Raw genomic sequence first — 26,017 nt, forward strand, 5'->3', positions numbered from 1 at the left:
AAGCAAAACGACGGATAGTTTCGCTTTAATGAACGGTATGAGTTAGTCACTTAGGGTGCAAATCTTCGCCATTATAGGCATAATGAACGCGATATTTCGCGAGATTGGTGTAAGCAATGATAAAACAGTTTTTAGACGATCCAACTTTATTACTCAACGCCGTTGGTGAGGGAATATATGGCTTTGATTTAAGTGGTAATGCGGTATTTGTAAATCCCGCTGCTGAACGCATGACTGGATGGCATGCAGATGAGTTGCTGGGTAAAAAAATTCATCAGTACCATCATCATAGTCACGCTGACGGACGGCCATATCCAGCAGATGAATGCCAGATTTATTGCACTATGTTTGACGGCAAGCATCGCCATGTTAAAGATGAGGTATTTTGGCGTAAAGACGGCAGCTGTTTCGCGGTAGAATATACATCTACACCCGTTTATAAAAATAATCAGTTGATCGGCGCTGTCGCGATATTTCGCGATGTATCAAAACAACACCAGACAGAGCACGCACTGCGTGATGCTTTAGCGCAAGTGAATCACTTAAGTGAGCAATTAAAAGAGCAAAATAGCTATTTGATAGCAGAACTTAATGAAGATTGGCAAGAGTCTGGTTTGGTAGGCAAAAGCCACGTATTTCAAACCATGCTTGAGCAAATAAAACTTGTTAGCCCGACCGATAGCACGGTATTGATTTTAGGTGAAAACGGCACAGGAAAAGAATTAGTTGCTCGTAACTTACATCGCTTAAGTGGGCGCAGTGGGCAATCCTTTATTAAGGTTAATTGCGCCGCATTTACGCCAAGCTTACTTGAATCTGAGTTATTTGGTCATGAAAAGGGGGCTTTTACGGGGGCTAAGGAGCATCGTAAAGGACGTTTTGAGTTGGCTAATAATGGCACCATTTTTTTAGACGAAATTGGAGAGCTTGCTCTTGAAGCGCAAAGTAAGTTGTTACGGGTATTGCAAGAGCATGAATTTGAACGTGTTGGCAGTAGTCAAACACGTAAAGTTAATATTCGTGTAATTGCTGCGACTAATCGTGACCTATGGGCCATGGTGCAGTCAGGATGCTTTAGAATAGATTTATATTATCGACTAAATGTATTTCCAATCACAGTTCCACCACTGAAAGCGCGTAAAGAAGATATTCCATATTTGTGTAGTAATTTAATTGCGCAATTAAATAAACGTCTTGGTAAACAGCTCAAAGGACTCAGTGAAAAAGCCATAACACAGCTACAAGCTTATGATTGGCCGGGTAATATTCGTGAATTACAGAATGTACTAGAGCGAGAGGCTATTTTATCAAAGCAGTCTGTATTGCAGTTATCGCAACCACTTGATGCCAATGCTAGCGCTAACCTAAACACGGATCTGAGCCTTGACGAAGCGCAGAGACAGCATATCATCGCAGTATTAGAATTATCAAATTGGCAAATTTCTGGCAGTCAAGGCGCGGCAGTTAAATTAGGCATGCCGGAGAGTACGTTACGATCAAAAATGCGCAAGTTGATGATCCGTAAAAATCGTTAAATATCACGGCACTCGCTAAATGTCGCGATTTTAGCGAGTTTATTAAATAAAAATTCATTAATATTCAACTGCTTAATTTAATTTCTGTTTGGTCTGAAACTTGCAAACTTACGGGCCTAACCGTCACAGTAAGTAGTTATTATGAAATTTGATATTAAAGAAGAAGATATGATCATCAAGCCCTATAAGCATGAAGGGCCTATTTATATCCGTGAGCAAAAAGGATTTTTCCAGCGTATTCGCCGTAACCTTGGTTGGTTACTCATGCTTACATTCATTCTTATTCCTTGGATCCCATACAAAGGCCAGCAAGCGGTATTGCTAGATGTTGCGAGTCAAAAGTTTGCTATTTTTGGGCTGACCTTACTGCCCCAAGATTTTATGATCTTGGCGTTGTTATTTATGTTAGGTGCTTTTGCGTTGTTTTTTGTTACCAATTGGCTTGGCCGGGTATGGTGTGGATATACATGCCCACAAACAATTTGGATGCTGATGTTTTCATGGGTGGAGCAACGTATAGAGGGAACACGTAATCAACGTATAAAGTTAGATAAATCCGCGTGGACGTTATCAAAATGGCAGAAAAAAACAATCAAGCATAGCGCTTGGTTAATCATATCATTGTTTACAGCAACGTCATTTATGGCTTACTTTATTCCGGCTAAAAGCTTGTATGGGGATATGTTTACTCTGCAATGGTCGGGCATCACTAGTTTTTGGGTATTTTTGTTTGCCTTTTGTACTTATGGAAATGCCGGTTTCTTAAGAGAAAAAATGTGCACTATTGCTTGTCCATACTCACGGTTTCAGGCTGTAATGTTTGATAAAGATACATTACTTGTCACTTACGATAGTGCGCGTGGGGAAAGTCGTGGTCCACGTAAACGTAAGGCCGATCCTAAAGCGTTAGATTTAGGTGATTGCGTAGATTGCAATTTATGTGTGGAAGTGTGCCCGGCAGGGATTGATATTCGTAACGGCTTACAATATGAATGTATTAACTGTGGTTTATGTATCGATGCATGTGACGATACAATGGATAAGTTTGGCTATCAAAAAGGCTTGATCAAGTACGCAAGCGAAAAACAGATGGCTGGCGAGCAAACTAATCCATACCGGTTGAAACTGGTTGGTTATGGCGCACTCACGGTTTTATTAATGGTCAGTATGTTAGCGTGGTTAGTTCAACGCACGCCAATCGAAGTGTCAGTACTGCGTGATCGTAATGCATTATATCGAGTAAATTATGAGGGCTTAGTTGAAAACCCTTACACCTTGACAATAATTAATAAAACACAACAGTTACTGCATTACCGAGTAGCGATTACCGGTCTTGATGTGGCTAAGTTACAGAGCCCTCAACTTACAGCTGTCGAGCCTGGTCAAATGAAGCGCATCCCGGTCACTGTGGTTGCCGATGGCTATGATTTACCAAGTAAGCTCAATGAACTTGATTTTGTGATCACAGCCGAAGAAGATAGCAGTATTAATACATCAATAAGCAGTGTGTTTTATCGTAACTAAGTTATGCAGAGTGAAATTGAGCTGCATTATCGTTCATTGTTTGGTGAACAAAGGTTTTAGCTTGCACTAAACATTTAAACAGACGATGGCGAACATCCACGCTAAGGCCTGCATTTTGAATAATGCGTTGCATTTGATTGATTACGATAGCTGAATCAAAAATATAAGCGCTAGCAATACATCCATTACGAACCATGGCAGAGGCCAACACTGTAAGTTGTTGCTCTGCCTGAGGAGTTGCAGCCAACAAATTTTGAGAATCACTGATATATCCCCATGGTTTATTGGCAAGCTGACTAACCTGCTCAAATAAGCCATTGCTAAATGAGGTTACTAAACTGGCGTTAAGATTCCCGCAAAAATTAGCAATGATTATATTTTGCTCGCGGTGTAAACTAACCTGTCCATGTTTATTGCTAAATTTCAACGTGCTTCCTTGTAAGAAAATTTAAGAGCGCGAATTTTATACAATTAAAACGCGGAGTCTAGGTATTTTTTAATTTTTTATAAATTTGCATTAATTAATCAGTGAATAATATATAACCAGATTAAAAATGTCAGAATAGGGCCTAAATATAATTACCAATAGACCCTCGCAATAATTATTTTGTAAGCAGGTGATCTAATGCACCTTTAATTGCAGCCACCTGTGCTGTAATACATAGCTCATCTGTTGCCGTCGGACTATCTGGGTACACTTCTGTTGTGGTGACATACTGTGCATCTGTAAAGCCCATGCATAAACCGAGTTCTCGTGCTGCATAATTGATCACACCATGTTGTTCTAATGGCACTCCAATGAGTTGATTGTTTTCATCACTGGGGGCAATTTGAGTCACATTAGCAACAGTGTCAATAATCGCTTTTTGGAATTGCGGTTCAGGTTTATTGCTATCAGCGACAAGATAAAAACCATCAGGAATATTCCAATTAGTGTTCACTTTGCCATCACGAGCCGCAAGTGCAGGGCGAAACTCACTGTTGTCAGTGTCAGTTGTTTCATGCAGATCAATATGCGCTAATAAAGGTATATTTTGTGCTTTAATATAATTTATTAGTGCTGCTGACTCTGGTGCTGGGCTTGATGAATAAAACGAACGGTTTGGATCTATGGCTGCTGGGTTCCAGCGATTAATGGTTTCATATCCCCACGGGCTAATACAAGGAGCAACCAGTAAGTTAAACTCTTTAGCGTATTTCATACCTAGCGTTTTCATAAAATGTAATGCGCCATGAACACCGCTTGTTTCATAGCCATGTACGCCACCGGTGATCAATATGCTCGGTTTATTCGATGCCCACTGTTTTGATTTAATAATAAAAAGAGGGTAGCGAGTAGGATCAAAACTGAGCGCACCATATTGCTCAACCTCGAAATCATTATCCAGTTCGTTGATTAAAGTTACAACTTCAGATTGATAGCTACGTTTAATCGTTTGTAGGTTAAACCAGCACTGTTTATCTTTATCATTCCAAGGCGTGCCTTGAGTACCTATTGGATAGTTATTTTCGCTCATAGAACCTTCATTTATTACAATAAAGGTTTAGCTTATCGCTGTACTAACCTCACTGCAACTAGCTGCGACTAATACACAACTGTGAATTATATTTATAAGCTGTTTGAGGACTCATATAAATTGGCATTTTGGCGCTTATGGGCTTCAAATAAATAAGCCCTTAGATGTTCTTTCCCTTGATGAATATGAGTGATCTTGGCAGCCATGCCTCGCTTACTAAAGCGTACCGGTTTGATGTCGATAGTAATATTTTTTTTGTTTGGAAGGGTTAATTTTATCTGTTGCTCAATCGCTAAAGGAGCTTTTTGAGTCGTTGATTTTAGAAAAAGTCCAGTACTTGAGATTGATTCAACTTCAAAGTCTTGGCTCTGAATATTGAGGTTCCCGCCACGCCAACAGCGCTTTATTCCTTGTGTGTCGATGACCTCTGGTGCGCTTAATACAGGGGTTACAACGCCTGTTTTATCAATTCTTATTTCAAGTGGAAACCATAATTGATAATCGCCAACTTCAGCCAGTAGTGTTAATTTTGTATTATTTAGTAATTCAGCAATATTGGCAGGGATAGAGCTTTGTAATGTCAGTGTATGATTGTCCCTCAATTTTGAAGGAACCGTCACTTGGAAAAGATCTGATATAAAATTTAGTTCTTCATTGGTCATATCCATTTAGCATCTAATCCCATGCGGGCGATAATGTAGTTAATACCGTATTTTAAGTCGAGAGTTTATTCATACAATAATGTATAACGGCAGTGTAATAACATACTTGAGTTATTTAAGAAAATAAGCATATTGTGCGCCACAAAGTCGTCTTTTTGGATTGTTAAAATATATAAGAGCTAGCACTTTTATACACTGTCAGATGATAAATCTACCCCTATTTATTGTTTACATTAATCAACTACTCTTTACGAATTTTCTCACGCCGAATATTTGCATCTGCTTACATTCCTTTAAATTATTCTGGTGTACTTCCAAGTGCATGTTTTTATGCACACGTAATTAATGGGCAATGTATATGGACTATATTTTCTATCAACAATCAATAATTAACTTCATTGCACAATATGCTGGTAATTCTAAATCACAATTAACAGCGATGGTTGATGACACGCGCAGTATTTTAAGAGTTGATGCGTATAGGCTTTTTGAAAATATTCTTTTAAATTATCAACAATTGGGAGTAATTGAATATAGTAAAGTAGATTGCCTACTTAAAAGTGTTGCCGTGAATTTGAAAACTTCAAGTGAGTCTGAGTATTTTCTCGTTTCACAGTTAGCAACCTGGTGGCAAGAATGGCATTTCGCGCTATCGATGCGCGTAAAAACGAGTCAAAATAATGCTGTTATCGTGCAAAATAGTGATTACTCAACGCAAGATAATAAACCACTAACCCGCCAGCATGATTTGAGTGAGTACGTTAATTTATTTACGCAAGTGCCAATACCGTTGTGTAATGTATGTATGCTCACCGAGAATATAATCCGTATAAACCAACGTTTTGTAGATGTGTTCGGTTACACTATTGAGGATATTCCAACACTTAATGATTGGTGGCTTAATGCTTACCCAGATCCACATTATCTGATGTGGGTGCGACAAACGTGGCAACAAGCTCTTAGCTTTGCGTTAGAAAATGATACTGATATTGAACCACAAGTTTATTGTGTTACTTGTAAAGATGGCTCCCATATAATGATGGAAATTTCGGGAAGATATTTTAGGCACGAATTTTTAGCTATATTTAAGGATGTAACACAGCATTTAGCTGCTGAAGATACACTTCGAGACATGGCATTTTTAGACTCATTAACACAAATTGCCAATCGACGTTGTTTTGATGAGAAGTTGGCCAATGAACTTGAATTAATGAATAAAAAAATAAAGCCGTTATCAATGATCTTAATCGATATTGATTATTTTAAGCAATACAACGATAACTACGGTCATATTAAAGGCGATGAATGCTTGTATCAAATTGCACAATGTATTGCAGTGGCCACGATGAATCACGAAAAGGACTTTGTTGCCCGTTTTGGCGGTGAGGAATTTGTGGTGTTACTGCCAGAGGCTGATCCGAAAAAGGCTTTACATAGTGCATTACAAATCCAGCAAGCAGTTAATCAATTAGCTATTAAGCATGAATATACAGATATTGGCTATATAACACTAAGCATGGGCATTAAAACTTTGCATAATCCCCAAACTGGCGATTATATCTATTTTGCTGATGCGGCAGATAAAGCTTTGTACCAAGCAAAAAGACAAGGGCGTAATTGTATCGTTGTTAGTGAAGATTGATACAAAAAATCAGCTGAGCGCTACTAGGCATATTTGAAATAGCTGCGCTCAAGCACAGCTATAGTTCATCTGCGATTATTTTAAAATGGCCATTATCAATTCCTTTTAACGTATAGTCACCAATACGATAGCGGATTAAACGTAAAGTAGGGTGGCCAATATGTGCTGTCATTCTTCTTACTTGGCGATTACGTCCTTCGGTAAGGGTAATACTGAGCCAACTGGTTGGAATGTTTTTTCGCTCTCTAACGGGAGGATTACGTGGCCATAAAGTTGGCTCATCTATGCGTTTAACAACGGCTGGTAATGTTAATCCGTCTTTGAGCTCGACGCCTTGGCACAGTTGTTTAATTGCTGCATCAGTTGGTTCACCTTCAACTTGTGCCCAGTAAGTTTTACTGGTTTTTTTGTTTGGCGCTGTTAAAGTGTTTTGTAATTTCCCACAATTAGTGAGCAATAGCAGGCCCTCACTGTCTCTATCTAATCGTCCTGCAGCATATACATCTTTAATGGTAATAAAGTCAGCTAAGGTTTGTCTGTTTGCTTCATCAGTAAACTGGCACAGCACATCAAATGGTTTATTAAATAAGACAATTTTTCGCTCACTGGCGGCAATGGCTGGTTTTATCTCGCGCTTTATTGAGTTATTCACTTTTTTGGTTGTAATTGCACCGCGATTATAGCTACGGCCGCTATTTCGGCGTTTTGCTGTATTATTTGGTTTAGCTATTGTCATTGCTAGATGCACCGTGCGGGTTTTGGTAAGCCAGCAATTTTAGTTGCTTGCTTAGCTGGGCCTTTAGGAAAAAGAGTATACAGATAAATACTATTGCCTTTATCTTCACCCAGTGCTTTTGCCATTGCTTTAACTAACATTCTTATTGCTGGGCTGGTGTTGTACTCCAAATAAAAATTACGCACAAAATGAATCACTTCCCAGTGTTGGGAGGTTAATTCAATGTTTTCTTGCTCGGCAATAACGCAGGCTAATTGTTCACTCCATAACGAGTGATCAAGTAAGTAACCTTGTTTATCCGTGTCGATAATTTGATTATTAAATTCAAGCATGTATTACCACGTAATAGAGTGAGATGTTGCTAATGTTAGTGCGACAAAGTCGTCATAACTAAGCGAGTGATCGGGCTGATTGATTGTGATATCTCGTACCTTGGCGTCATCAGCAAGTATTAATAAGTGCGTTGCAAGCTGTCTAAATTGGGCAATCGCAAAGCATGCGTCACTTAATAATAATACTTTGTCTGCTGACTGGATCAGGTTAACTAATTGATCCGTGTTGTAATAGCCAAGTGGCTTGGAAAATATGTGTAAAGTGCTCATAAGTTCACTATGTGTTGTTGCTGGGCTATAAGTTGAGTTTGCTGCTGATAATTAAGCGCTTTTACTTCTACTAACAAGTTATGTTTATCAAGGCCATACTCGAGCAGAGACTTTTCACATACATAAATGTTTTCAACATCGTAAATTTCTAGCGTTCTGATGGTCTTAAAGTAGTTCTTTAAACCTATATGCTCAGGTTGTTGATGTTTTTTTAGGGCTAGTACCGCAGGGCCGCTAAATAACCAACTAATATTTTGCTCAACAGCAGCGAATATTAATGTCATATCTAATGCATCACGAATATGTAAATCATCGAAAGGACTATGGTGGCTTAAAACTAATACATTGATCATTTAAATTGCACCCATTTATCCGCATCACTGGCAAGCATTGCAAACTCAGCTAACCCTGCGACTGCAAAAACACCGGTATTATTTATATCAAGGCCACGCTTTTCGGCAGCAGTAACACACAACATAAGATGAATCCCTTGCTCATGTAATTGTTGCCATAAAGCATTAATCGCTAATTCATCAGCTGCCAAATCTAGTTGCTCGCTGGCATGAAAAACGCCGTTTTGATACAAAAAAATGGCATCAATGTTATGCCCTTGTGTTAAACATGCTTGTGCAAATTTCACCAAACGTTGCGTGGTATCATGATCCGATGGTGCGCTGTGCAGAGAAAGTACAAATCGTGCCAAAACTATTCCAATAAAAAAGCCCCTAAAGAGGGGCTATTTTAACAGAACTATTTAATTAGTCATTATTTGCGCCAAGCAGTGCAAGCAATGAAGTAAACAAGTTATATACACTTAAATATAAAGAGACTGTAGCGCGAATATAGTTTGTTTCGCCACCGTTGATGATGCGGCTTGTATCAAACAAGATTAAGCCAGACATGATCAATACAACCGCTGCATTTAATACCATAAACATTAGCGAGCTGCCGATGAAGATATTAACAATGCTGGCCACAATCACAACAATAAGGCCTACCGTTAAAAAACCGCCCATAAAAGAGAAATCTTTTTTAGTATTTAGTGCATACGCAGACAAACCAAAGAAAATCAGTGCAGTTGATCCTAACGCTTGCATGATAAGCATTGGGCCATTTGGCATCGCTGCATAATGGTTAAGTAACGGACCAAGTCCCGCACCCATTAAACCCGTAAAAGCGAATACCCATGCAACGCCTGACGCGCTTTCGGCTTTTTTATTTACAACAAATAAAAGGCCAAATGAAATAAGAGTAAAAACTAACCCCATAAAATAAGGTAGTTGTAATGCCATTGAGATACCAGCCGTCACAGCACTAAATGCTAATGTCATGGCCAATAAGAAATAGGTGTTTTTAAGTACCTTGTTTGTTTCAATGGTCGACATAACCGGTCTAGCGGTATTGTACGAATGATTAAATGCCATTTTAGAGCTCCTTTAGAAACCTATTGTAAGTTCCGATAATTAAACTGAAGTTAGATTACCAAGACTTCTATATTTGGGCAAACCTTTGTAGTTCAATAGACCGATAATTAAAAAGAAAAGTTCAATTTAGTGTGATTTTTACCCAGTGGTGAGTTAAGAATAAACAAATCAATGATTTTTTAAGCACTTGAACACTTTTTTGAAAAAAAAGCTTCACAAAGAGCACTGCCTTCTCTATTATGCAGGCCGTGCGGAGAGATGGCAGAGTGGTCGAATGCACCGGTCTTGAAAACCGGCAGGGGTTTATAGCCCCTCTAGGGTTCAAATCCCTATCTCTCCACCACCTAATTAAAATAATTGCGAGTACACTCTTATTCGTGATTTATAAATGTTTCGGAGAGATGGCAGAGTGGTCGAATGCACCGGTCTTGAAAACCGGCAGGGGTTTATAGCCCCTCTAGGGTTCAAATCCCTATCTCTCCACCATATAAAATAGCCCGCTAAATTAGCGGGCTTTTTTGTGCCTAAGTTTTATGTAGTTATTTAATTACGACCATAGTCTCTATTTCGATGTTGTAAAACATCATGCATTCTTAGTATTTATTCAGGTATGATTTTAAGGACGCATTATGAAACATCGGCTTGCAAAAAGTGTTGGGTTATCATTACTTTCACCTGTGATCATTGGCAGTGTGTTAGGAGTTTATTATGCATTAACGCTCAATACCGATCCGCTGACTACCTTTTTCCAGTTACTTATGAGTGCGATAGCTAACGCGCATATTGTCGGTTTAACCATGGCTGCTTTTGTAGTACCCGGATATTTATTGATGCACAAGTACGCGAAAGTTAATTATTCGGGAGTACTGACATTAGGTTTACTCGGTGGTGCAATTTTTAGTTACTTACTCAGTGCAACAGGTGGTATGGTCTTTTTAATTAATACCGCGATGTCAGCTTTAGCGGCGGGACTGTTTTTATATGGATTAAGGTTAGGTGCGATAAAACAACAGCCTCCTCAATAGCAGAATTATTAACCAAGCTTGCTGAAAATTAGGGCAAATTGCTTTTTTTTGCCCTGAAAAGGTTTCAATTATTGGCGACAAAGAGTACCTTTAGCTACTGTATGTTTGATAAGAAGTAGTTTGGTATGCAAAAGCAAGAATTTTACCAGTCATTAGTTAAACAAACTGAATCGCTAATTACTGGTGAACCTAACATTATTGCCAATATGGCGAATATTAGCGCGCTGTTATTTACGTCACTCGATGATGTAAATTGGGCTGGTTTTTATTTGATGGATTCACCAACTGAATTAGTACTTGGTCCGTTTCAAGGTAATCCTGCATGTATCCGAATTCCTGTCGGAAAGGGGGTCTGTGGAACTGCCGCTGCAACTGCGCAAACTCAACTTGTTGAAGATGTACATGCATTTGCAGGCCACATTGCCTGTGATGCGGCGTCTAACTCTGAAATAGTAATACCTATCCACAAAAATGGTGAGGTATTTGCTGTATTAGATATCGACAGCCCAAGTATTGCTAGGTTTGATGCTGATGATAAGCAAGGTTTAGAAGCACTGATCGCGTGCTTTGAGGCAACTATTGCATGAAAGACTTAGTAAATGTACAGGATTATCTGTTTGCCATCACTGATGTAGGTGATTGGGAAGGGGATGAAGAGCATGTAGCGGAAACGCTCAACGATTTAATCCACATTGCATGGGATCGTCTTCCTGATGATACTGAATGTGAATTAATTGATGAAATTATAAATGGTATTTGGGAACACCTTCGAGGTGATATGGCTGTAATTGAAGCCGACTTTGAAGAGCTGGTCGACTGGGTAACACACTACGTCGATTCGTCCCTTGATGAAAAGATGTGAAAAATAGGTTCTAAAATGGAAACCACAAACAAGCTAAAAGATATTAATGAAGTGTTGGAATTTTTATATCAAGAATTTCCGCAATGTTTTAAACAAAAAGACGGCATCAAGCCGCTGAAAGTAGGTATCTTTAAAGATATCGCTGAGCGAATTGAAGGTTCTGAAAAAGTTAGTAAGACGCAAGTACGTCAAGCACTGAGAAAATATACGTCTAACTGGCGTTATTTAGAAGCCGTGACTAAGTCTGAATTTCGTATTGATCTTGATGGAAATCAAGATGCTAAAGTGGAACAAGAGCACATTGATCATGCTCAAAAAGCACTTGAAGAAAGTCGTGCGAAAATGGCTAAACGTAAAAAGTCACAACGTCCACGTAATGATTCAGACACAAAATCTTACAAAAAGAAACCAGGCCAATTCGCTAAACCAGGCGATAAAAACGCTAAAGTTAATGCCACACCAGCAAAAGCTGCGCCGGTTAAACGTTCAGGTAAAATTGAACCTTTACCAGCAAGTGAGGTCAAGGTTAATAACAAAGTTAAAGTTAAACTTGGCCAAGCCCTTGTTAATGCAGTAATCACTGAAGTGAACAAAGAAGACGTTCATGTAGAGTTGGTAACTGGCATGCAAGTTAAAACTAAAGCAGACAGCCTGTACATTATTTAAGCTGTATATAAATTAAGGAGTTGTGTATGAGTCAGAAGTTTAAGCTCATTCCGTTAGTTGCCGCCCTGTATTCAGGTTTATTATTTGCATCAGATATTGCTGATGTTAATGATGTAGTTACAGCAAAAGACTTGCCAGTACTTACGCAAGAGAGTCAGCATAGTACGGCTAGCAAACGGGTGACAAACTTATTTACTCGTGCACATTATAAACCAATTCGTTTTGATGACGCACTTTCAAGTAAAGTGTTTGACCGTTATATCGAATCCCTTGATTTTAATAAAAGCGTCTTTTTGGCTGCGGATATTGCCTCATTTGAGCAATACCGCAACCAATTTGATAATGCATTAACGACCGGTAAACTTGATTTTACCTTTGATATTTTCAACCTAAGCATGCAGCGTCGGTTTGAGCGTTATGAGTATTCTTTAAAGTTACTTGAAACACCAATGACCTTTGATAAGGCTGATGAATATTACTTTGATCGTGAAGATGCTGATTGGGCAAAAACGCAAGCTGAGTTAGATGAGCTTTGGCGTGAACGTGTAAAATATGATGCACTACGATTAAAAATGACCGGCAAAGATTGGCCTGGTATAAAAGAATTATTAACTAAGCGTTATCACAATGCACAAAAACGTTTAGTGCAAACCAATAGTGAAGATGTATTTCAGATCGTAATGAACTCTTTTGCGCGAAGTATTGAAGCACATACCTCCTATTTATCGCCACGCAGAGCTGAACAGTTCAAAATGGACATGGATCTTGAACTAGAAGGTATTGGTGCAGTACTTAGCTACGACGAAGACTACACGGTTATTCGCAGCTTAGTTCCAGGCGGACCTGCTGATAAATCGGAGCAAATTAAAGCTGACGACCGTATTATCGGCGTTGCTCAAGACAAAGAAGAATTTGTTGATGTCATTGGCTGGCGTTTAGATGACGTAGTTGATTTAATCAAAGGACCAAAAGGCACTAAGGTGCGGTTACAATACTTAAAAGGTGCTGATGATCATGGCGCGCCTAAAGTAGTTGAAATTATTCGCGATAAAATTCGCCTCGAAGATAGAGCGGCAAAATCAGAAGTATTCAAAGCAAAATATTCTGATTTAACCAGCAAAATAGGTGTTATTGAGATCCCTGGTTTCTATAACAACTTGTCTAAAGACGTTAAAGTAGAATTGGCGAAATTAAAAGAAGCCAAAGTAGATGGCATTATAATTGACCTACGCCAAAATGGTGGTGGTTCATTATATGAAGCAACACAACTATCTGGTTTGTTTTTTGACCAAGGTCCAGTGGTACAAATTCATACTCTAAATAATCGCATTGAAGAGCAAAAAGACCGCGATGGTGTTACGTTTTACGACGGCCCCCTAACAGTACTTGTTGATCGGTACAGCGCATCTGCCTCTGAGATTTTTGCTGCAGCGATGCAAGACTATGGTCGAGCAGTAATAATTGGTGAGCAAACGTTTGGTAAAGGCACTGTGCAACAGCATAAGGGCTTAGGCCGTGCTTACGATTTATACGATAATCCACTTGGCAGTGTGCAATATACGATTGCAAAGTTCTATCGTATCAATGGTGGTAGTACACAGCATAAAGGTGTGATCCCAGATATTTCATTCCCATCAGCAATTGATCCAGCGGAATGGGGCGAAAGCCAAGAGGATAATGCATTACCGTGGGACAGTATCGTACGCGCCAAATATAACTCGGTTGATGACTTACACCCAGCTATTGCTTACTTAAGCAAAGCGCATGCTGAACGCATTAAATCAGAACCTGAGTTTAACTATGTTTTTCAAGATATTACGCGTTATAAAGAAGAGAAAGACCGGAAAACTATTTCTCTTGTAGAAGCGCAGCGTATTAAAGAAAAAGACGATGGTGAAGCGCGTGCATTAGCTCGTACTAATGAAAGGCTTACTCGTTTAGGTGAAAAACCAATCGAGAGCTTGGATGATGCGCCTGATGTCTTAGACGACTTAGATCCATTCTTAGAAGAAGCTGCATTAATTACCCAAGATTATATCAAGTTTGGTCGTGTAGCTAAGAAATAACTTGTTTTACAGGTTAATAAAAAAGGCGCTTTGGCGCCTTTTTTGCTGCCTAAAACTCTTGATATTGCTATAATTACTGATTAAACGCTGACAAAAGTAAGTAACTTAGTTAGGCTAAGCGTCGCGTCTGTGCTAAAAAATAATAATTAAACGCGCATAAAAATGCGCGTAGGAGTCTTAATTTTGAATTCACAAAAAGAAAAACCCATCCTACAGGCCAGCTTTTTCGATGCCTTGATCCCAATTTCTGTACTGATTTGTTTATTAGGTGCTGCGGTCTATTTATTTGGCGATAGTTCGTCATCAGGGCCGAATCAAATTGCGCTACTGTTTGCTACATTTACAGCTGCACTTATTGGCCTTAAAAATGGCTATACTTGGAAAAAACTTGAACAAGCGATGATAGAGGGGATCACTCTATCTTTGGGCGCTATATTAATTTTGTTAATGGTTGGCGCGCTGATCGGCACTTGGCTGCTGTCAGGCACTGTACCTACACTTATTTATTATGGTTTACAGGTAATTAATCCTAGTTGGTTTTACGCAGCAAGCTGTTTAATTTGTGGCATTGTAGCAATGAGTATTGGTAGCTCTTGGACCACGGCGGCGACAATAGGTGTAGCGCTACTCGGTGTTGCTACTGGCCTTGGATTAGAACAAACAGTGACGGCCGGTGCCGTAATATCTGGGGCTTACTTTGGCGATAAACTCAGTCCACTGTCTGAAACAACAAATTTAGCTCCTGCGGTTGTGGGAGCTGATTTATTCGAGCATATTCATCATATGCTATGGACGACTGTACCAAGTTTTGTGATTGCATTAATCATCTTTATTTTTATGGGCTTTAATGCCACAGCGTCAAGTGAGGCTGGGCGTATTGATGAAATAACCGCTATTCTACAACAAAACTTTAATATAGGTTTAGAGATGCTGGTGCCACTGATTGTTTTACTGGTGTTAGCAATTAAAAAAATGCCTGCATTTCCGGCAATTTCTATCGGTGCGGTACTTGGTGCAGTATGGGCAATGATTTTTCAATCAGACCTAATTGCAACACAAATTGATGGCTCCCAGGGGCAAATTGTCGGTTATTTTAAATTGGTTTGGAGTACATTTTTTGATGGCTTTAGTATCCTGACAGGCGATGAAAAAATGGATTCATTACTCAGTGGTGGTGGGATGTCTGGCATGTTAACCACAACGTGGCTGATCATGACGGCATTGATGTTTGGCGCCATTATGGAAAAAACAGGTTTATTAGATATTTTTGTAAAAAGTATTCTTAAAATTGCCAAAAGCACTGGCTCTTTAATTACTGCTACTATTGCGACCTGTATTGGTACCAATGTAATTGCTGCAGATCAGTATATCGCTATTGTGGTCCCTGGTCGGATGTTTAAAGAAGAATATGCAAAGCGTGGTTTGAAACCTGTTAATTTATCAAGAACATTAGAAGATGGCGGGACGATAACCAGTCCTCTGATCCCTTGGAATACCTGTGGTGCATATATGCAAAGTGTATTACTGATCAACCCATTTGATTATGCGCTATATGCATTTTTTAATCTTATTAATCCATTACTAGCTGTTATTTATGCTTACCTAGGCATTAAAATTTTACGTATTAAGCCAAAACAATAGCCATAAATTATACGCTCCTCTGTCAAGAGGAGCCACTTTGGAGTTTCACATGACTGCATTAAAAAAACCTCAAGCACAGTATCTTAAAGATTACCAAGCTCCACCATTTTTAATTGATCACATTGATTTGACCTTTGATTTATTGCCGTTAAACACCCGTGTTACGAGTGTAATGACGATCACGAAAAAAATAGCTGGTGTGGCAGATTTAGTGCTTGATGGCATTGATTTGACGCTGATCTCAATTACTGTAGATAACAACGCATATACAGATTATGACCTACGTGATGAGCAACTTGTGATCCATAATTTACCAGCGCAATGTCAGCTTACAATCGTTAATGAAATAGCGCCAAAAACTAACACATCTTTAGAAGGTTTATATCTATCTGGCGGTGCGTATTGTACACAATGTGAAGCGCAAGGTTTTAGAAAAATAACCTATTATCTTGACCGCCCAGACGTACTTGCAAGCTTTGACGTGACAATTATTGCTGACGAGCAGTTTACTCATTTATTATCAAATGGTAATAAATTAGCGGAAGGTAAATTAGACAATGGCCGTCACTTTACAAAATGGCAAGACCCATTCAAAAAGCCAAGTTACTTGTTCGCACTTGTTGCAGGGGACTTTGATGTACTTGAAGATACCTTTGTTACGCAAAGTGGTCGTACAATAGATTTAGCCTTGTTTGTTGATAAAGGGAATTTACCGAAAACTCCTCATGCGATGGCATCACTTAAAAAATCAATGCAGTGGGATGAGCAGCGTTTTAATCTTGAGTATGATTTAGATATTTACATGATCGTTGCTGTGGATTTTTTCAATATGGGCGCGATGGAAAATAAAGGTCTTAATATTTTCAACTCTAAATGTGTGTTGGCGAATCAAGAAACCGCCACTGATAAAGATTATCACACCATAGAGTCAATCGTTGGCCATGAGTATTTTCATAATTGGACAGGAAACCGAGTGACTTGTCGTGATTGGTTTCAACTGTCGTTAAAAGAAGGCTTAACAGTTTTTCGTGATCAAGAGTTTAGCAGTGATTTAGGCTCGCGGGCACTGAATCGTATTGATGCGGTTAAAGTAATGCGTACTCATCAATTCAGTGAAGATGCCGGTCCTATGGCACATCCGATCCGTCCTGAACAAGTGATTGAGATGAATAACTTCTATACAGTAACTGTGTATGACAAAGGCGCTGAAGTTATTCGCATGATGCACACGTTATTGGGAGAAGAAAAGTTCCAGCAGGGCATGGCACTTTATTTTCAGCGTCATGATGGGCAAGCCGTCACCTGTGATGATTTTGTTGCGGCTATGAGTGATGCCTCAGGTATCGATTTAACTCAGTTTAAACGTTGGTATAGCCAAGCTGGCACACCACGGCTAATCGTAAAACAAGAGTTTGATAAGCTCAATGGTACTTTTTCACTGCATATAGAGCAGCTGGCACCGCTTAATCAGCCAGAAAATGCGCCATTACATATCCCATTTGCTATCGAGCTACTTGATCAACAGGGCGAGTCCGTCCCTTTACAGTTTGAAGGACAGCCACTTGATCATGTCTTAGATGTCACAACAGCGCAGCAAACGTTTAGCTTTGATGGTTTAACCGCGAAGCCTGTAGCGGTGCTACTAGAGGATTTCTCTGCGCCGTGTATTGTTGAGAAACAAAATACAGCCACTGAATTATTACACATTATGCGCTTTGCGCGCAGTGACTTTTCGCGTTGGGATGCTCAACAACAATTATTCATTGGGGCAGTTAAAGGGGCCATGACAACACCTGAAAATAATCAATTGGATCCAGCAATTATTACTGCATTACGTAGTTTATTAGTTGATCAGGAGGGAGATTTAGCTTTAATTGCGGAATTATTAAAGCTGCCTAGTTTTGATACCCTCGCAGCTGAGTTTAATGTGATCCCTGTGGATCAATTGGTTGCAGTGACAAATCAGTTTGAGTTACAAATTGCTCAGCAATTGCGTAGTGAGCTCTTAGACTGTTATCAAAGTTTAATTGATGACGGCTCTGTAAGTGCAACAGCTGTCGCTATACGTGCATTAAAAGGTATGTGCTTACATTATTTGGCAAAAATTAATGAGCTTGATATTAATCAACTCCTTGTTAGTACTGCTAATTCACACAATATGACCAATGTACTCGCCGCGCTCAGTGCGGTGGTAAAAGCTGACAATCCCTTAGCAAAAGAGTTGTTAAACCAATTTGACAGTCAGTGGCGCCATGATGTGTTAGTGATGGATAAGTGGTTTGCATTGCAAGCAATGCAAGGTGGCGATGACGCCATTATTAATATCAAAAAGTTATATGATCACCCTTGTTTTGATTTTTCAAACCCAAACCGTGTCAGGGCACTAGTGGGCAGTTTTAGTCATTTTAATACCGCACAGTTTCACCGTGAAGATGGTACAGGTTATCAATTGCTAGGTGACTTATTAGTTAAGCTTAATGCAATCAACCCTCAAAATGCATCACGTATGTTAACGCCATTTATGTCATGGCGCAGATACGATGAAGTACGTTCGGTTGCTATCAAAGCTCAGTTGCAACGTCTTGCTTTGCTTGATAATTTAAGTGACGACTTGTATGAAAAAGTTGATAAAGCACTACAATAAATTATGGTCGAATATTATTTTTTACTGAACTTAACTTACAAACAGTGCATGGATTACTATGAAGGTAAGTATACATCAGTTCAAGTAATTGAAGATGGTGGCAAAAAAGTACGTTTTGCGGCCAGCCATTTGCGTCCTTTTATTTCTTCTTTAGGAGTAAGAGGGCGCTTTCGACTTTTGCTTACCCCAGAGCATAAATTTTTACGTTTGGAACGTGTTGCCTAAAACAATATTTTAAAATAATCACTTATAATATTATTTTTTTGTTAATTCGATTTGTCCTATTGTTAATTTACGTGTATAAATTATCTGGTAGGACGTCTTACCATTAGGTGAACGTCAACTAAACAGAAAAATTATGACCGATTGAACGCGTTCTATTTGTAATTTCTTTATTTCGCTTCTATCGTTACGACTACACTAAAAACAATAACTTGATCACAAAATTACCCGCGACAGGGGGACACACAATGATAAGAAGATCGCTTTTTGTTAAAAATAAACTAGTACTAGGCATCGCAGCCGCTACTTTAGGGTTATCAGCAGCACCAACACAGGCTGCAACATTTGAGGCCGGAGGGTTTGATATAACCTTCGACTCGACTTTCTCTTATGGGCAAAGTATTCGTGTTGAAGACCGAAACTTTAACTTAATAGGGAAAAGTAATAACCCGTCTTTTGATTGGACAGGCTACAACTCCGTTTTAAATCCTATTTATTCAGCGCAAGATGTCTGGGCCCAACCTGGCTCTTACTCTAATAACGGTGACGCTGGGGATTTGAACTTTGATAGTGGTGAGTCTTTTTCAAAGCTGTTGAAAGGGACACACGATTTATCGATCAACAAAGATAACTACGGCCTTTTCACCCGTTTTATGTATTTTTATGATTTTGAATTGATGGATGGCGATCGCGCCTATGTTAATCCAACTTCAGGCCAAGGAGTTGATCCTTGTGATGATAAAGACACTAAAAAACAAAGCTGCGCAGATATTCGTCTATTAGATGCTTACGTATGGGCCAACTTTGATTTGAATGAGGGTAATAATCCACTTTCTATTCGCCTTGGCCAACAAGTTATAAACTGGGGTGAAAGCACATTAATTTCTCACGGTATTAACGTAAATCCGGTCGATATTGACCGATTAAAAGCGCCTGGTGCCGAGTTAAAAGAAGCCTTTATTCCAGTTGGTATGTTATGGGCATCTTTAGGGATCACTGAAAATGTGACTTTGGAAGGCTTTTACCAGTACCAATGGCATGAAACACGCTTACCTGCAGCTGGTACGTATTTTTCAACCAATGACTTTGCCGCAGAAAATGGTTATCAGCAAAATGTACAGCTTGGTTTTACCTCTAACCCTGATATAGATTTAGCGTTTTTAACTGATAGCTTAAATAACTTGATGACCACCTTTGGTCAAGCTGCTGCCGCTAAAGGGATCGATCCTGCAAGCCCTGAAGGTAAAGCGTTATTAGCACAAACTTATCTAGCGTACCCTACTAAAGTCGCGCTTAAAGGCAAAGGAGGGGATGGTAAAACTGAGCCTGATGATGGTGGCCAATATGGTTTACGTTTAGGTATGTTTTTACCAGAGTTTAATGACACTGAGGTTGCACTTTATCATGTAAACTACCATAGTCGTCGCCCGCTTATCTCTGGTCGCGTATCTAACTTTACACAAGCCTCAATGGCTCAAGATTTAGCCATGTTAGCAACGACTAAAATCACTTCTGACAATGTCTCTGATTTAAAAGCATTTGCTAAAGCAACCAATGAGTATCCAGAAGATATTAAACTGTATGGGTTAAGCTTTAATACATCAATTGGTGAAACAGCGTTTGCTGGTGAGTTCACCTTCCGTGAAGACGAACCATTACAAATCGATGACGTAGAATTGCTTTATGCTGCTATGCCTGAGCAGTTAGCGGTAGCGGGGCTTCGTCCTGAGTTTGCAGGTATTTCACAAATGAGTCCGGGGGATGCGATTAGCGTTGTAGGACCTGGCGAATTAGCAAAAGGTTATATTGAGCGTAATACTAGCCAATTGCAGTTTACAGCAACACATTTATTTGGCCCATCACTTTGGGCTGATAGCTGGGCTGTTGTGGGTGAAATTGGTGGTGTGCACATTAATAACATGCCTGAATATGATGAAATGCGTTTAAATGTATCAGGCACTGGTCGAAGCGGTATTATGACTGGACCAGGTACCGATGATTACTCAACACTTCATATGGCTTTATCAAATGGGCCAGAGCAAAAAGAGTTTGCATCAGCATCATCGTGGGGATATCGCTTAATTGCCAAAGGCGATTACTATAACTTCTTCAAAGGAGTTAACTTCTCACCTCGTATTGTATTTTCGCACGATGTAAATGGTAACACACCCGATCCGATGTTCTTATTTATAGAAGATCGTAAGTCACTTGGTGTTACAGCGAACTTTAATTATCAAAATGCATGGTCATTTGACTTTAGCTACAACTCTTTCTGGGGTGGCGGTGATATAAATACTTTCTCAGACCGTGATTTTGTTTCTTTCAATATTAAATATTCAATTTAGGGGTATCATGATGATAAAAAAACCTACCCTCATTGCACTAACGCTATGTAGTTTGTTTTCTACAACAGCGGTCGTTGCCAAAATGACCAGTGAAGAAGTAGCACGTTTAGGTGCAGATCTAACTCCTTTAGGTGCAGAAAAAGCAGGTAATGCTGATGGTTCGATTCCTGCGTGGACAGGTGGTATTACTAAAGCACCGGCAGGTTATACGCCGGGAATGCATCATCCAGATCCGTACGCTGACGACAAAGTACTTTTCACCATTGATAAATCGAATGTTGATAAATACAAAGCAAATTTAAGTCCTGGTCAAGTAGCTCTTTTTGAAGCGTATCCAGATACGTTTAAAATGAATATCTATACTACTCATCGCAGTGCTTCAAACCCACAGTTTGTCTATGATGCGACAAAAAAATACGCACCAACTGCAGAGTTGATAGAAGAAGGTAATGGGATAAAAAATACCGCAATTGGTATTCCTTTTCCTATTCCAAAAACTGGCTTAGAGGCAATTTGGAACCATTTATTACGCTACCGTGGTCTGTCAATTGAGCGTTTTGGCGGTCAAGCAGCTCCTATAGCCTCAGGTTCGTATAATTTAGTTGGCTTTGATGAGCAACTGTTAGTTAAGTACTCAGATCCAAAAGCAACACCAGCAGAGTTACAAGAATCTAATATTTTGTTTAAATTTAAACAAAAAGTCACCGAGCCTGCGCGTTTAGCTGGCACGGCCCTATTAGTTCATGAAACCATGGACCAAATTTTAACTCCGCGACAAGCGTGGACTTACAATTCTGGCCAGCGTCGGGTACGCCGCGCCCCTAATGTTGCTTATGATGCACCAGGAACAGCAGCTGATAGCTTGCGTACAACCGATGATTTCGATATGTTTAACGGTTCGCCAAACCGCTACACATGGACGCTCAAAGGTAAGCAAGAGCTTTATGTACCATACAATAGTTATAAGCTACACAGTGATAAGCTACAGTATGACGATATTCTGATGGCCGGTCACATCAACCCGGAACATGTACGTTATGAAAAACACCGTGTTTGGGTTGTAGAAGCAGATCTGAAAGGCGACACTCGTCATATTTATAAGAAGCGCGTATTTTATATTGATGAAGATAGCTGGCAAGTTCAAGTGACGGATATCTATGATAACCGTGACCAAATGTACCGTGTAGCGATGGCTCATACAATTAACTATTACGATGCGCTCACTAACTGGAGTACGTTAGACGTTTACTACGATTTGAATTCACGCCGTTACCTAGCGATTGGTTTAGATAACCAAGAGAAAATGTATGATTTCTCACAATCGTTTAATGATAATGAATTTACCTCAAGTGCACTGCGCCGCGAAGGTCGTTAATACACTCTAAGCACCTGGGATTATCTAGGTGCTTTTTTATTATTTCAAATCGCGTTTGTCACTCTGACACGCACTGGGTCATGACACTAACCGAGTCCCCCGACTGCACGTTATATACCGACAAACACATTCTTTTCAAGGCGATTTTAATTTATGAAGTACATGCTTTATGCAGGTCTTGCCGCTGTGGCGAGCCTTTCAACTCTTTCTATTGCAGCTGAACCACTTGCTGCAATTGTCGCAACTAAAGCAGATAAAACCCTGTTGACTGATATTGAATACACAGGAAAGCAACTGGTCGCTGTTGGAAAACATGGCACTATAATTACCAGCAGTAATGCAAAAAATTGGCAACAAGCGAGCGTTCCAACGCAAGTGTTATTAACGGCGGTTGCTTTTAGTGGCAGTGAACTTGGTTGGGCTTGCGGGCATGATGCGACTATTATTCATACCAATGATGGTGGTGCAAACTGGCAGTTGCAACAAGTGAACACGCAATTAGATAAACCTTGCTTAGATATTTTATTTACCAGTGAGCTCCACGGCTTTGCTGTGGGTGCCTATGGTATGTTTTATGAAACCAGTGATGGTGGCAAACATTGGCAAAAACGTTTTCTGGATTCTTTATTATTTGCTGATGATAGAGATTACTTAAATGATTTAAAAGAATCAGATCCACAAGGCTATGAAGCCGAAACTGCATCAATATTGCCGCACTTTAATCGTATTGTCACAACAAAAGATAAACTTATGTTAGTGGGCGAAATGGGTTTGTTAGCGCACAGTACAGACAACGGAAAAACATGGCAACGCGATGAAGAAATCTACCGGGGTTCTTTTTTTGCTTATGCCAGCGATGAACAAGGGCAAGAAATAGTTGCGGGTTTAAGAGGCAATATTTTTAGCCGTCAGGTAGGTGAGCAATGGCAACCAATAAGTAATAATAAAACCGCCACAATCAATAGTATTATCGCTAGCGGTGATAATCAATGGTTGTTACTTGCCAACAGCGGTGTGATTTTCCACTATAAAAATAATCAACTTACTATTGAGCAGTTAGCGGATGGTAAAGCAATTCTTGATGCCGTTATTTTTGAAAATCAATTGGTTATGGCATCAGAAAATGGCATTAAAGTGAAGGGGATGGCTCCATAATGCACACAATCGTCAATTTTTTAGAGAAAGCAGTTTTTCGTCATCGATTAATGATGGTGATAAGTTTTATTTTAATAACATGTTTTTTAGGTTTTAAAGCCACACAAATCCAACTTGATGCTTCATTTAATAAAAATATTCCACTTAATCATGATTATATGAAAGTGTATTTAAAGCATGAAAAGCAATTTGGTGGCGCAAATAGTATTTTGATCTCAGTGTGTGATGATAGCGGTGATATTTTTAATCCTGAGTTTTTCACCCAATTAAAAGCCGTTCATGATCAGTTATATTTTATTCCTGGGGTGAATCGTCCGTTAGTGAATTCAATTTTTTCACCCAGTGCACGTTTTGTTGAAGTTGTTGAAGACGGCTTTGCGGGTGGGCCAATTATTCCCGCCAATTTTACTGCTGATCAACGAGGTTTAGCGGTTGTTAAAGAGAATATCGAAAAAGCGAAAGTCGTAGGCAGGATGATTGCCTCTGACTATTCGTGTGCGATGGTAACCGCGCAGTTGATGGAAACTGATCCGCAAACGCAAGAAAAATTAGATACGTTGGCGTTTGCACAAAAGCTAGAAAGCGAAATTCGAGAGCCATTGAGCACTGATAAAGTAAGTATCCACATTATTGGTTTTGCCAAAATGGCCGGTGATATTGCCGAAGGTGCGAAAGGGGTTGTGTTATTTTTTGCTATTGCTATCGCGTTTACTTTCATCATGGTGTGGTTATTTTGCGGCAGCATCAAGCTCACTATTTTACCTATAGCCTGTTCAATTATTGCCGTGGTTTGGCAGTTAGGGATATTGTCGAGCTTAGGCTTTGGTCTAGATCCAATGTCGATTCTAGTACCATTCTTAGTGTTCGCAATCGGCGTAAGTCATGGCGTACAGATGATCAATGCAATAGGTAAAAAAGTCGCCGAAGGAAGCAGTAATACGCGTCTTTGCTGTCAGGCTAGTTTTAGATCGCTGTTAATACCCGGTGGTATTGCATTGCTGTCAGACACGGTCGGCTTTTTGACGTTACTAACCATAGATATAGGTATAATTCGTGAACTGGCTATCACAGCAAGTTTAGGTGTGGCTGTAATTATTTTTACTAATTTGATTTTATTGCCAGTATGGGCATCGTATATGCGCTTTGAAAACACAGTTCATATTCAATCAGGCAACAGCGAAAAACCAAACTTACTTGATTCAATTCGTGATCTGTTAGTCAAAGCCACGGATCCAAAATGCGCGAAAATCATTATTGGCTGCACCTTAGTATTGTTTGCTGTAGGTTATTGGCAAGCAGGGAAAATGCATATCGGCGATTTACATGCAGGTGCACCGTCATTGCATCAAGATGCCCGTTATAACCAAGATACCTTTTTAATATCGGACAAATATACAATTTCATCCGATATTCTAAAAGTGATTGTCGAAGCTTACCCTGCAGCATGTACAGAGCACGACGTAATGGATCGCATTAGTCGTTTTCAATATAAAGTTGAAAACTTAGCAGGTGTTCAATCAGCAGTATCCCTAAGCTCAGTAGCGCAGTCGGTTAATGCCGGGTATAACGAAGGTAATTTAAAATGGCAAAGTTTGCCTCGTAATACGGCAAGTTTGGTGCAATCTACCTCACGAGTCGAAACCAGTACCGGTTTACTCAATGGTGATTGTTCAGTTATGCCAGTGATTATCTTTTTAGATGATCATAAAGCGCAGACCATTGAACATATCATTGCCAGTGTTAAGCAATTTGCCATTGAAGAACAAACCGATATGCTGCAGTTTAAGTTGGCCTCAGGGCCTGTCGGCGTCATGGCTGCGACGAATGAATCAGTTTCTGCTGCACAATTACCTATGATGTTATACGTTTATGGTGCAGTTATTATTTTATGCTTGATTAGCTTTAAGAGTGTAAAAGCGACCATAGCGGTAGTGTTACCCTTGTATATTGTATCGACTCTTGCGCAAGCTTTAATGGTACAACTTGAAATCGGTCTGACGGTTTCAACGTTGCCAGTGATTGCACTAGGTGTAGGTATTGGGGTGGATTATGGGATTTATATTTTGTCATCGATGATGGGGCAATTAAAGCAAGGTGTTGCCTTACCAGTGGCGTATCGTAATGCACTCGTTGAGCGTGGTAGTGCGGTGTTATTTACCGGTATCACGTTAGCTATTGGTGTGAGCACCTGGATTTTCTCTGATCTTAAGTTCCAAGTGGACATGGGAATATTGTTAACCTTCATGTTTTTAGTCAATATGCTTGGCGCAGTATTACTTTTACCAGCAATTGGTAGTTTGATCTGGACTGACCAGAAAAAATAATGTGAATAATTTTGCTCCTAAATGGCCTGTAAAGGCCATTTATATCTATA

24 protein-coding genes and 2 tRNA genes are annotated in these 26,017 nt (G+C 39.6%); 17 read left to right on the forward strand and 9 right to left on the reverse strand.

Annotated elements, in window-relative coordinates:
- Positions 1-116: 116 nt before the first annotated feature.
- Positions 117-1,535 carry a sigma-54 interaction domain-containing protein gene (locus FW757_RS02125; RefSeq protein WP_149981042.1) on the forward strand — a complete coding sequence of 473 codons (1,419 nt, stop codon included), beginning with the start codon at positions 117-119 and terminating at the stop codon, positions 1,533-1,535.
- Between the two features lie 141 nt (positions 1,536-1,676).
- The gene (ccoG, locus tag FW757_RS02130; RefSeq protein ID WP_182739245.1) at positions 1,677-3,059 is read left to right on the forward strand and encodes a cytochrome c oxidase accessory protein CcoG; all 1,383 of its coding nucleotides are present in this window, start codon (positions 1,677-1,679) and stop codon (positions 3,057-3,059) included.
- Between the two features lies 1 nt (position 3,060).
- Here the strand turns inward: ccoG and FW757_RS02135 are convergent, their stop codons facing one another.
- The 3 genes from FW757_RS02135 to FW757_RS02145 form a co-directional block, all read right to left on the reverse strand.
- Complete coding sequence (locus FW757_RS02135) at positions 3,061-3,486, reverse strand: hypothetical protein (RefSeq protein ID WP_182739246.1); 426 nt, start codon at positions 3,484-3,486, stop codon at positions 3,061-3,063.
- A gap of 175 nt (positions 3,487-3,661) precedes the next feature.
- Complete coding sequence (locus FW757_RS02140) at positions 3,662-4,576, reverse strand: M14 family metallopeptidase (RefSeq protein ID WP_182739247.1); 915 nt, start codon at positions 4,574-4,576, stop codon at positions 3,662-3,664.
- A gap of 92 nt (positions 4,577-4,668) precedes the next feature.
- Complete coding sequence (locus FW757_RS02145) at positions 4,669-5,244, reverse strand: hypothetical protein (protein ID WP_182717882.1); 576 nt, start codon at positions 5,242-5,244, stop codon at positions 4,669-4,671.
- Positions 5,245-5,596: 352 nt separating this feature from the next.
- On the opposite strand from FW757_RS02145, the gene FW757_RS02150 reads away from it, so the two are divergent.
- Positions 5,597-6,880, forward strand: coding sequence for a sensor domain-containing diguanylate cyclase (locus FW757_RS02150; protein ID WP_182717881.1), 1,284 nt, complete (start codon positions 5,597-5,599; stop codon positions 6,878-6,880).
- A gap of 58 nt (positions 6,881-6,938) precedes the next feature.
- Here FW757_RS02150 and FW757_RS02155 read toward each other — a convergent pair whose 3' ends face one another.
- The 6 genes from FW757_RS02155 to FW757_RS02180 are packed head-to-tail and all read right to left on the reverse strand — an operon-like array spanning position 6,939 to position 9,642.
- Positions 6,939-7,616: a pseudouridine synthase gene (locus FW757_RS02155; protein WP_182717880.1), complete on the reverse strand. Its 678-nt coding sequence runs from the start codon at positions 7,614-7,616 to the stop codon at positions 6,939-6,941.
- A gap of 2 nt (positions 7,617-7,618) precedes the next feature.
- A complete protein-coding gene (locus FW757_RS02160) occupies positions 7,619-7,948 on the reverse strand; it encodes a TusE/DsrC/DsvC family sulfur relay protein (protein ID WP_145233784.1) in 330 nt (109 codons plus the stop codon).
- Positions 7,949-7,951: 3 nt separating this feature from the next.
- Entirely contained in the window at positions 7,952-8,218 is a 267-nt protein-coding gene (locus FW757_RS02165; protein WP_149981049.1) for a DsrH/TusB family sulfur metabolism protein, read from the reverse strand.
- Positions 8,215-8,571: a sulfurtransferase complex subunit TusC gene (gene tusC / locus FW757_RS02170; RefSeq protein ID WP_145233789.1), complete on the reverse strand. Its 357-nt coding sequence runs from the start codon at positions 8,569-8,571 to the stop codon at positions 8,215-8,217. The genes FW757_RS02165 and tusC overlap by 4 nt, the downstream gene beginning before the upstream one ends.
- Positions 8,568-8,921: a sulfurtransferase complex subunit TusD gene (gene tusD / locus FW757_RS02175; RefSeq protein ID WP_149981050.1), complete on the reverse strand. Its 354-nt coding sequence runs from the start codon at positions 8,919-8,921 to the stop codon at positions 8,568-8,570. Before tusD ends, tusC begins: the two co-directional genes overlap by 4 nt.
- Positions 8,922-8,976: 55 nt before the next feature.
- On the reverse strand, positions 8,977-9,642 hold the full coding sequence (locus tag FW757_RS02180; protein ID WP_145233793.1) for a Bax inhibitor-1/YccA family protein: 666 nt from the start codon (positions 9,640-9,642) through the stop codon (positions 8,977-8,979).
- A gap of 252 nt (positions 9,643-9,894) precedes the next feature.
- On the opposite strand from FW757_RS02180, the gene FW757_RS02185 reads away from it, so the two are divergent.
- The 14 genes from FW757_RS02185 (at position 9,895) to FW757_RS02250 (ending at position 25,967) form a co-directional block, all read left to right on the forward strand.
- A tRNA-Ser gene (locus tag FW757_RS02185) sits at positions 9,895-9,985 on the forward strand.
- Positions 9,986-10,037: 52 nt separating this feature from the next.
- A tRNA-Ser gene (locus FW757_RS02190) sits at positions 10,038-10,128 on the forward strand.
- Positions 10,129-10,271: 143 nt separating this feature from the next.
- Positions 10,272-10,667 carry a hypothetical protein gene (locus FW757_RS02195; RefSeq protein ID WP_182783641.1) on the forward strand — a complete coding sequence of 132 codons (396 nt, stop codon included), beginning with the start codon at positions 10,272-10,274 and terminating at the stop codon, positions 10,665-10,667.
- 125 nt (positions 10,668-10,792) lie between these two features.
- Complete coding sequence (locus FW757_RS02200; protein ID WP_149981051.1) at positions 10,793-11,254, forward strand: GAF domain-containing protein; 462 nt, start codon at positions 10,793-10,795, stop codon at positions 11,252-11,254.
- Positions 11,251-11,529 (forward strand): hypothetical protein, encoded by a 279-nt coding sequence (locus tag FW757_RS02205; protein WP_064666123.1) that lies wholly within the window; start codon positions 11,251-11,253, stop codon positions 11,527-11,529. The genes FW757_RS02200 and FW757_RS02205 overlap by 4 nt, the downstream gene beginning before the upstream one ends.
- Positions 11,530-11,544: 15 nt before the next feature.
- Positions 11,545-12,195: an RNA chaperone ProQ gene (gene proQ, locus FW757_RS02210; protein WP_149981052.1), complete on the forward strand. Its 651-nt coding sequence runs from the start codon at positions 11,545-11,547 to the stop codon at positions 12,193-12,195.
- A gap of 26 nt (positions 12,196-12,221) precedes the next feature.
- Positions 12,222-14,261: a carboxy terminal-processing peptidase gene (gene prc, locus FW757_RS02215; protein WP_149981053.1), complete on the forward strand. Its 2,040-nt coding sequence runs from the start codon at positions 12,222-12,224 to the stop codon at positions 14,259-14,261.
- 162 nt (positions 14,262-14,423) lie between these two features.
- The gene (gene nhaC, locus FW757_RS02220) at positions 14,424-15,902 is read left to right on the forward strand and encodes a Na+/H+ antiporter NhaC (RefSeq protein ID WP_182717879.1); all 1,479 of its coding nucleotides are present in this window, start codon (positions 14,424-14,426) and stop codon (positions 15,900-15,902) included.
- A gap of 49 nt (positions 15,903-15,951) precedes the next feature.
- A complete protein-coding gene (gene pepN, locus FW757_RS02225; protein WP_446440816.1) occupies positions 15,952-18,546 on the forward strand; it encodes an aminopeptidase N in 2,595 nt (864 codons plus the stop codon).
- Positions 18,547-18,549: 3 nt separating this feature from the next.
- Positions 18,550-18,771 (forward strand): DUF2835 domain-containing protein, encoded by a 222-nt coding sequence (locus tag FW757_RS02230; RefSeq protein ID WP_149981056.1) that lies wholly within the window; start codon positions 18,550-18,552, stop codon positions 18,769-18,771.
- Between the two features lie 245 nt (positions 18,772-19,016).
- On the forward strand, positions 19,017-21,113 hold the full coding sequence (locus tag FW757_RS02235) for a DUF1302 domain-containing protein (protein WP_149981057.1): 2,097 nt from the start codon (positions 19,017-19,019) through the stop codon (positions 21,111-21,113).
- 10 nt (positions 21,114-21,123) lie between these two features.
- Positions 21,124-22,488: a DUF1329 domain-containing protein gene (locus FW757_RS02240; RefSeq protein ID WP_149981191.1), complete on the forward strand. Its 1,365-nt coding sequence runs from the start codon at positions 21,124-21,126 to the stop codon at positions 22,486-22,488.
- Positions 22,489-22,641: 153 nt separating this feature from the next.
- The gene (locus tag FW757_RS02245; protein WP_145233815.1) at positions 22,642-23,643 is read left to right on the forward strand and encodes a YCF48-related protein; all 1,002 of its coding nucleotides are present in this window, start codon (positions 22,642-22,644) and stop codon (positions 23,641-23,643) included.
- Positions 23,643-25,967 (forward strand): efflux RND transporter permease subunit, encoded by a 2,325-nt coding sequence (locus tag FW757_RS02250; protein WP_182757716.1) that lies wholly within the window; start codon positions 23,643-23,645, stop codon positions 25,965-25,967. Before FW757_RS02245 ends, FW757_RS02250 begins: the two co-directional genes overlap by 1 nt.
- The last annotated feature ends 50 nt before the right edge of the window (positions 25,968-26,017 follow it).

This window comes from Pseudoalteromonas sp. 1181_04, from assembly GCF_052850545.1.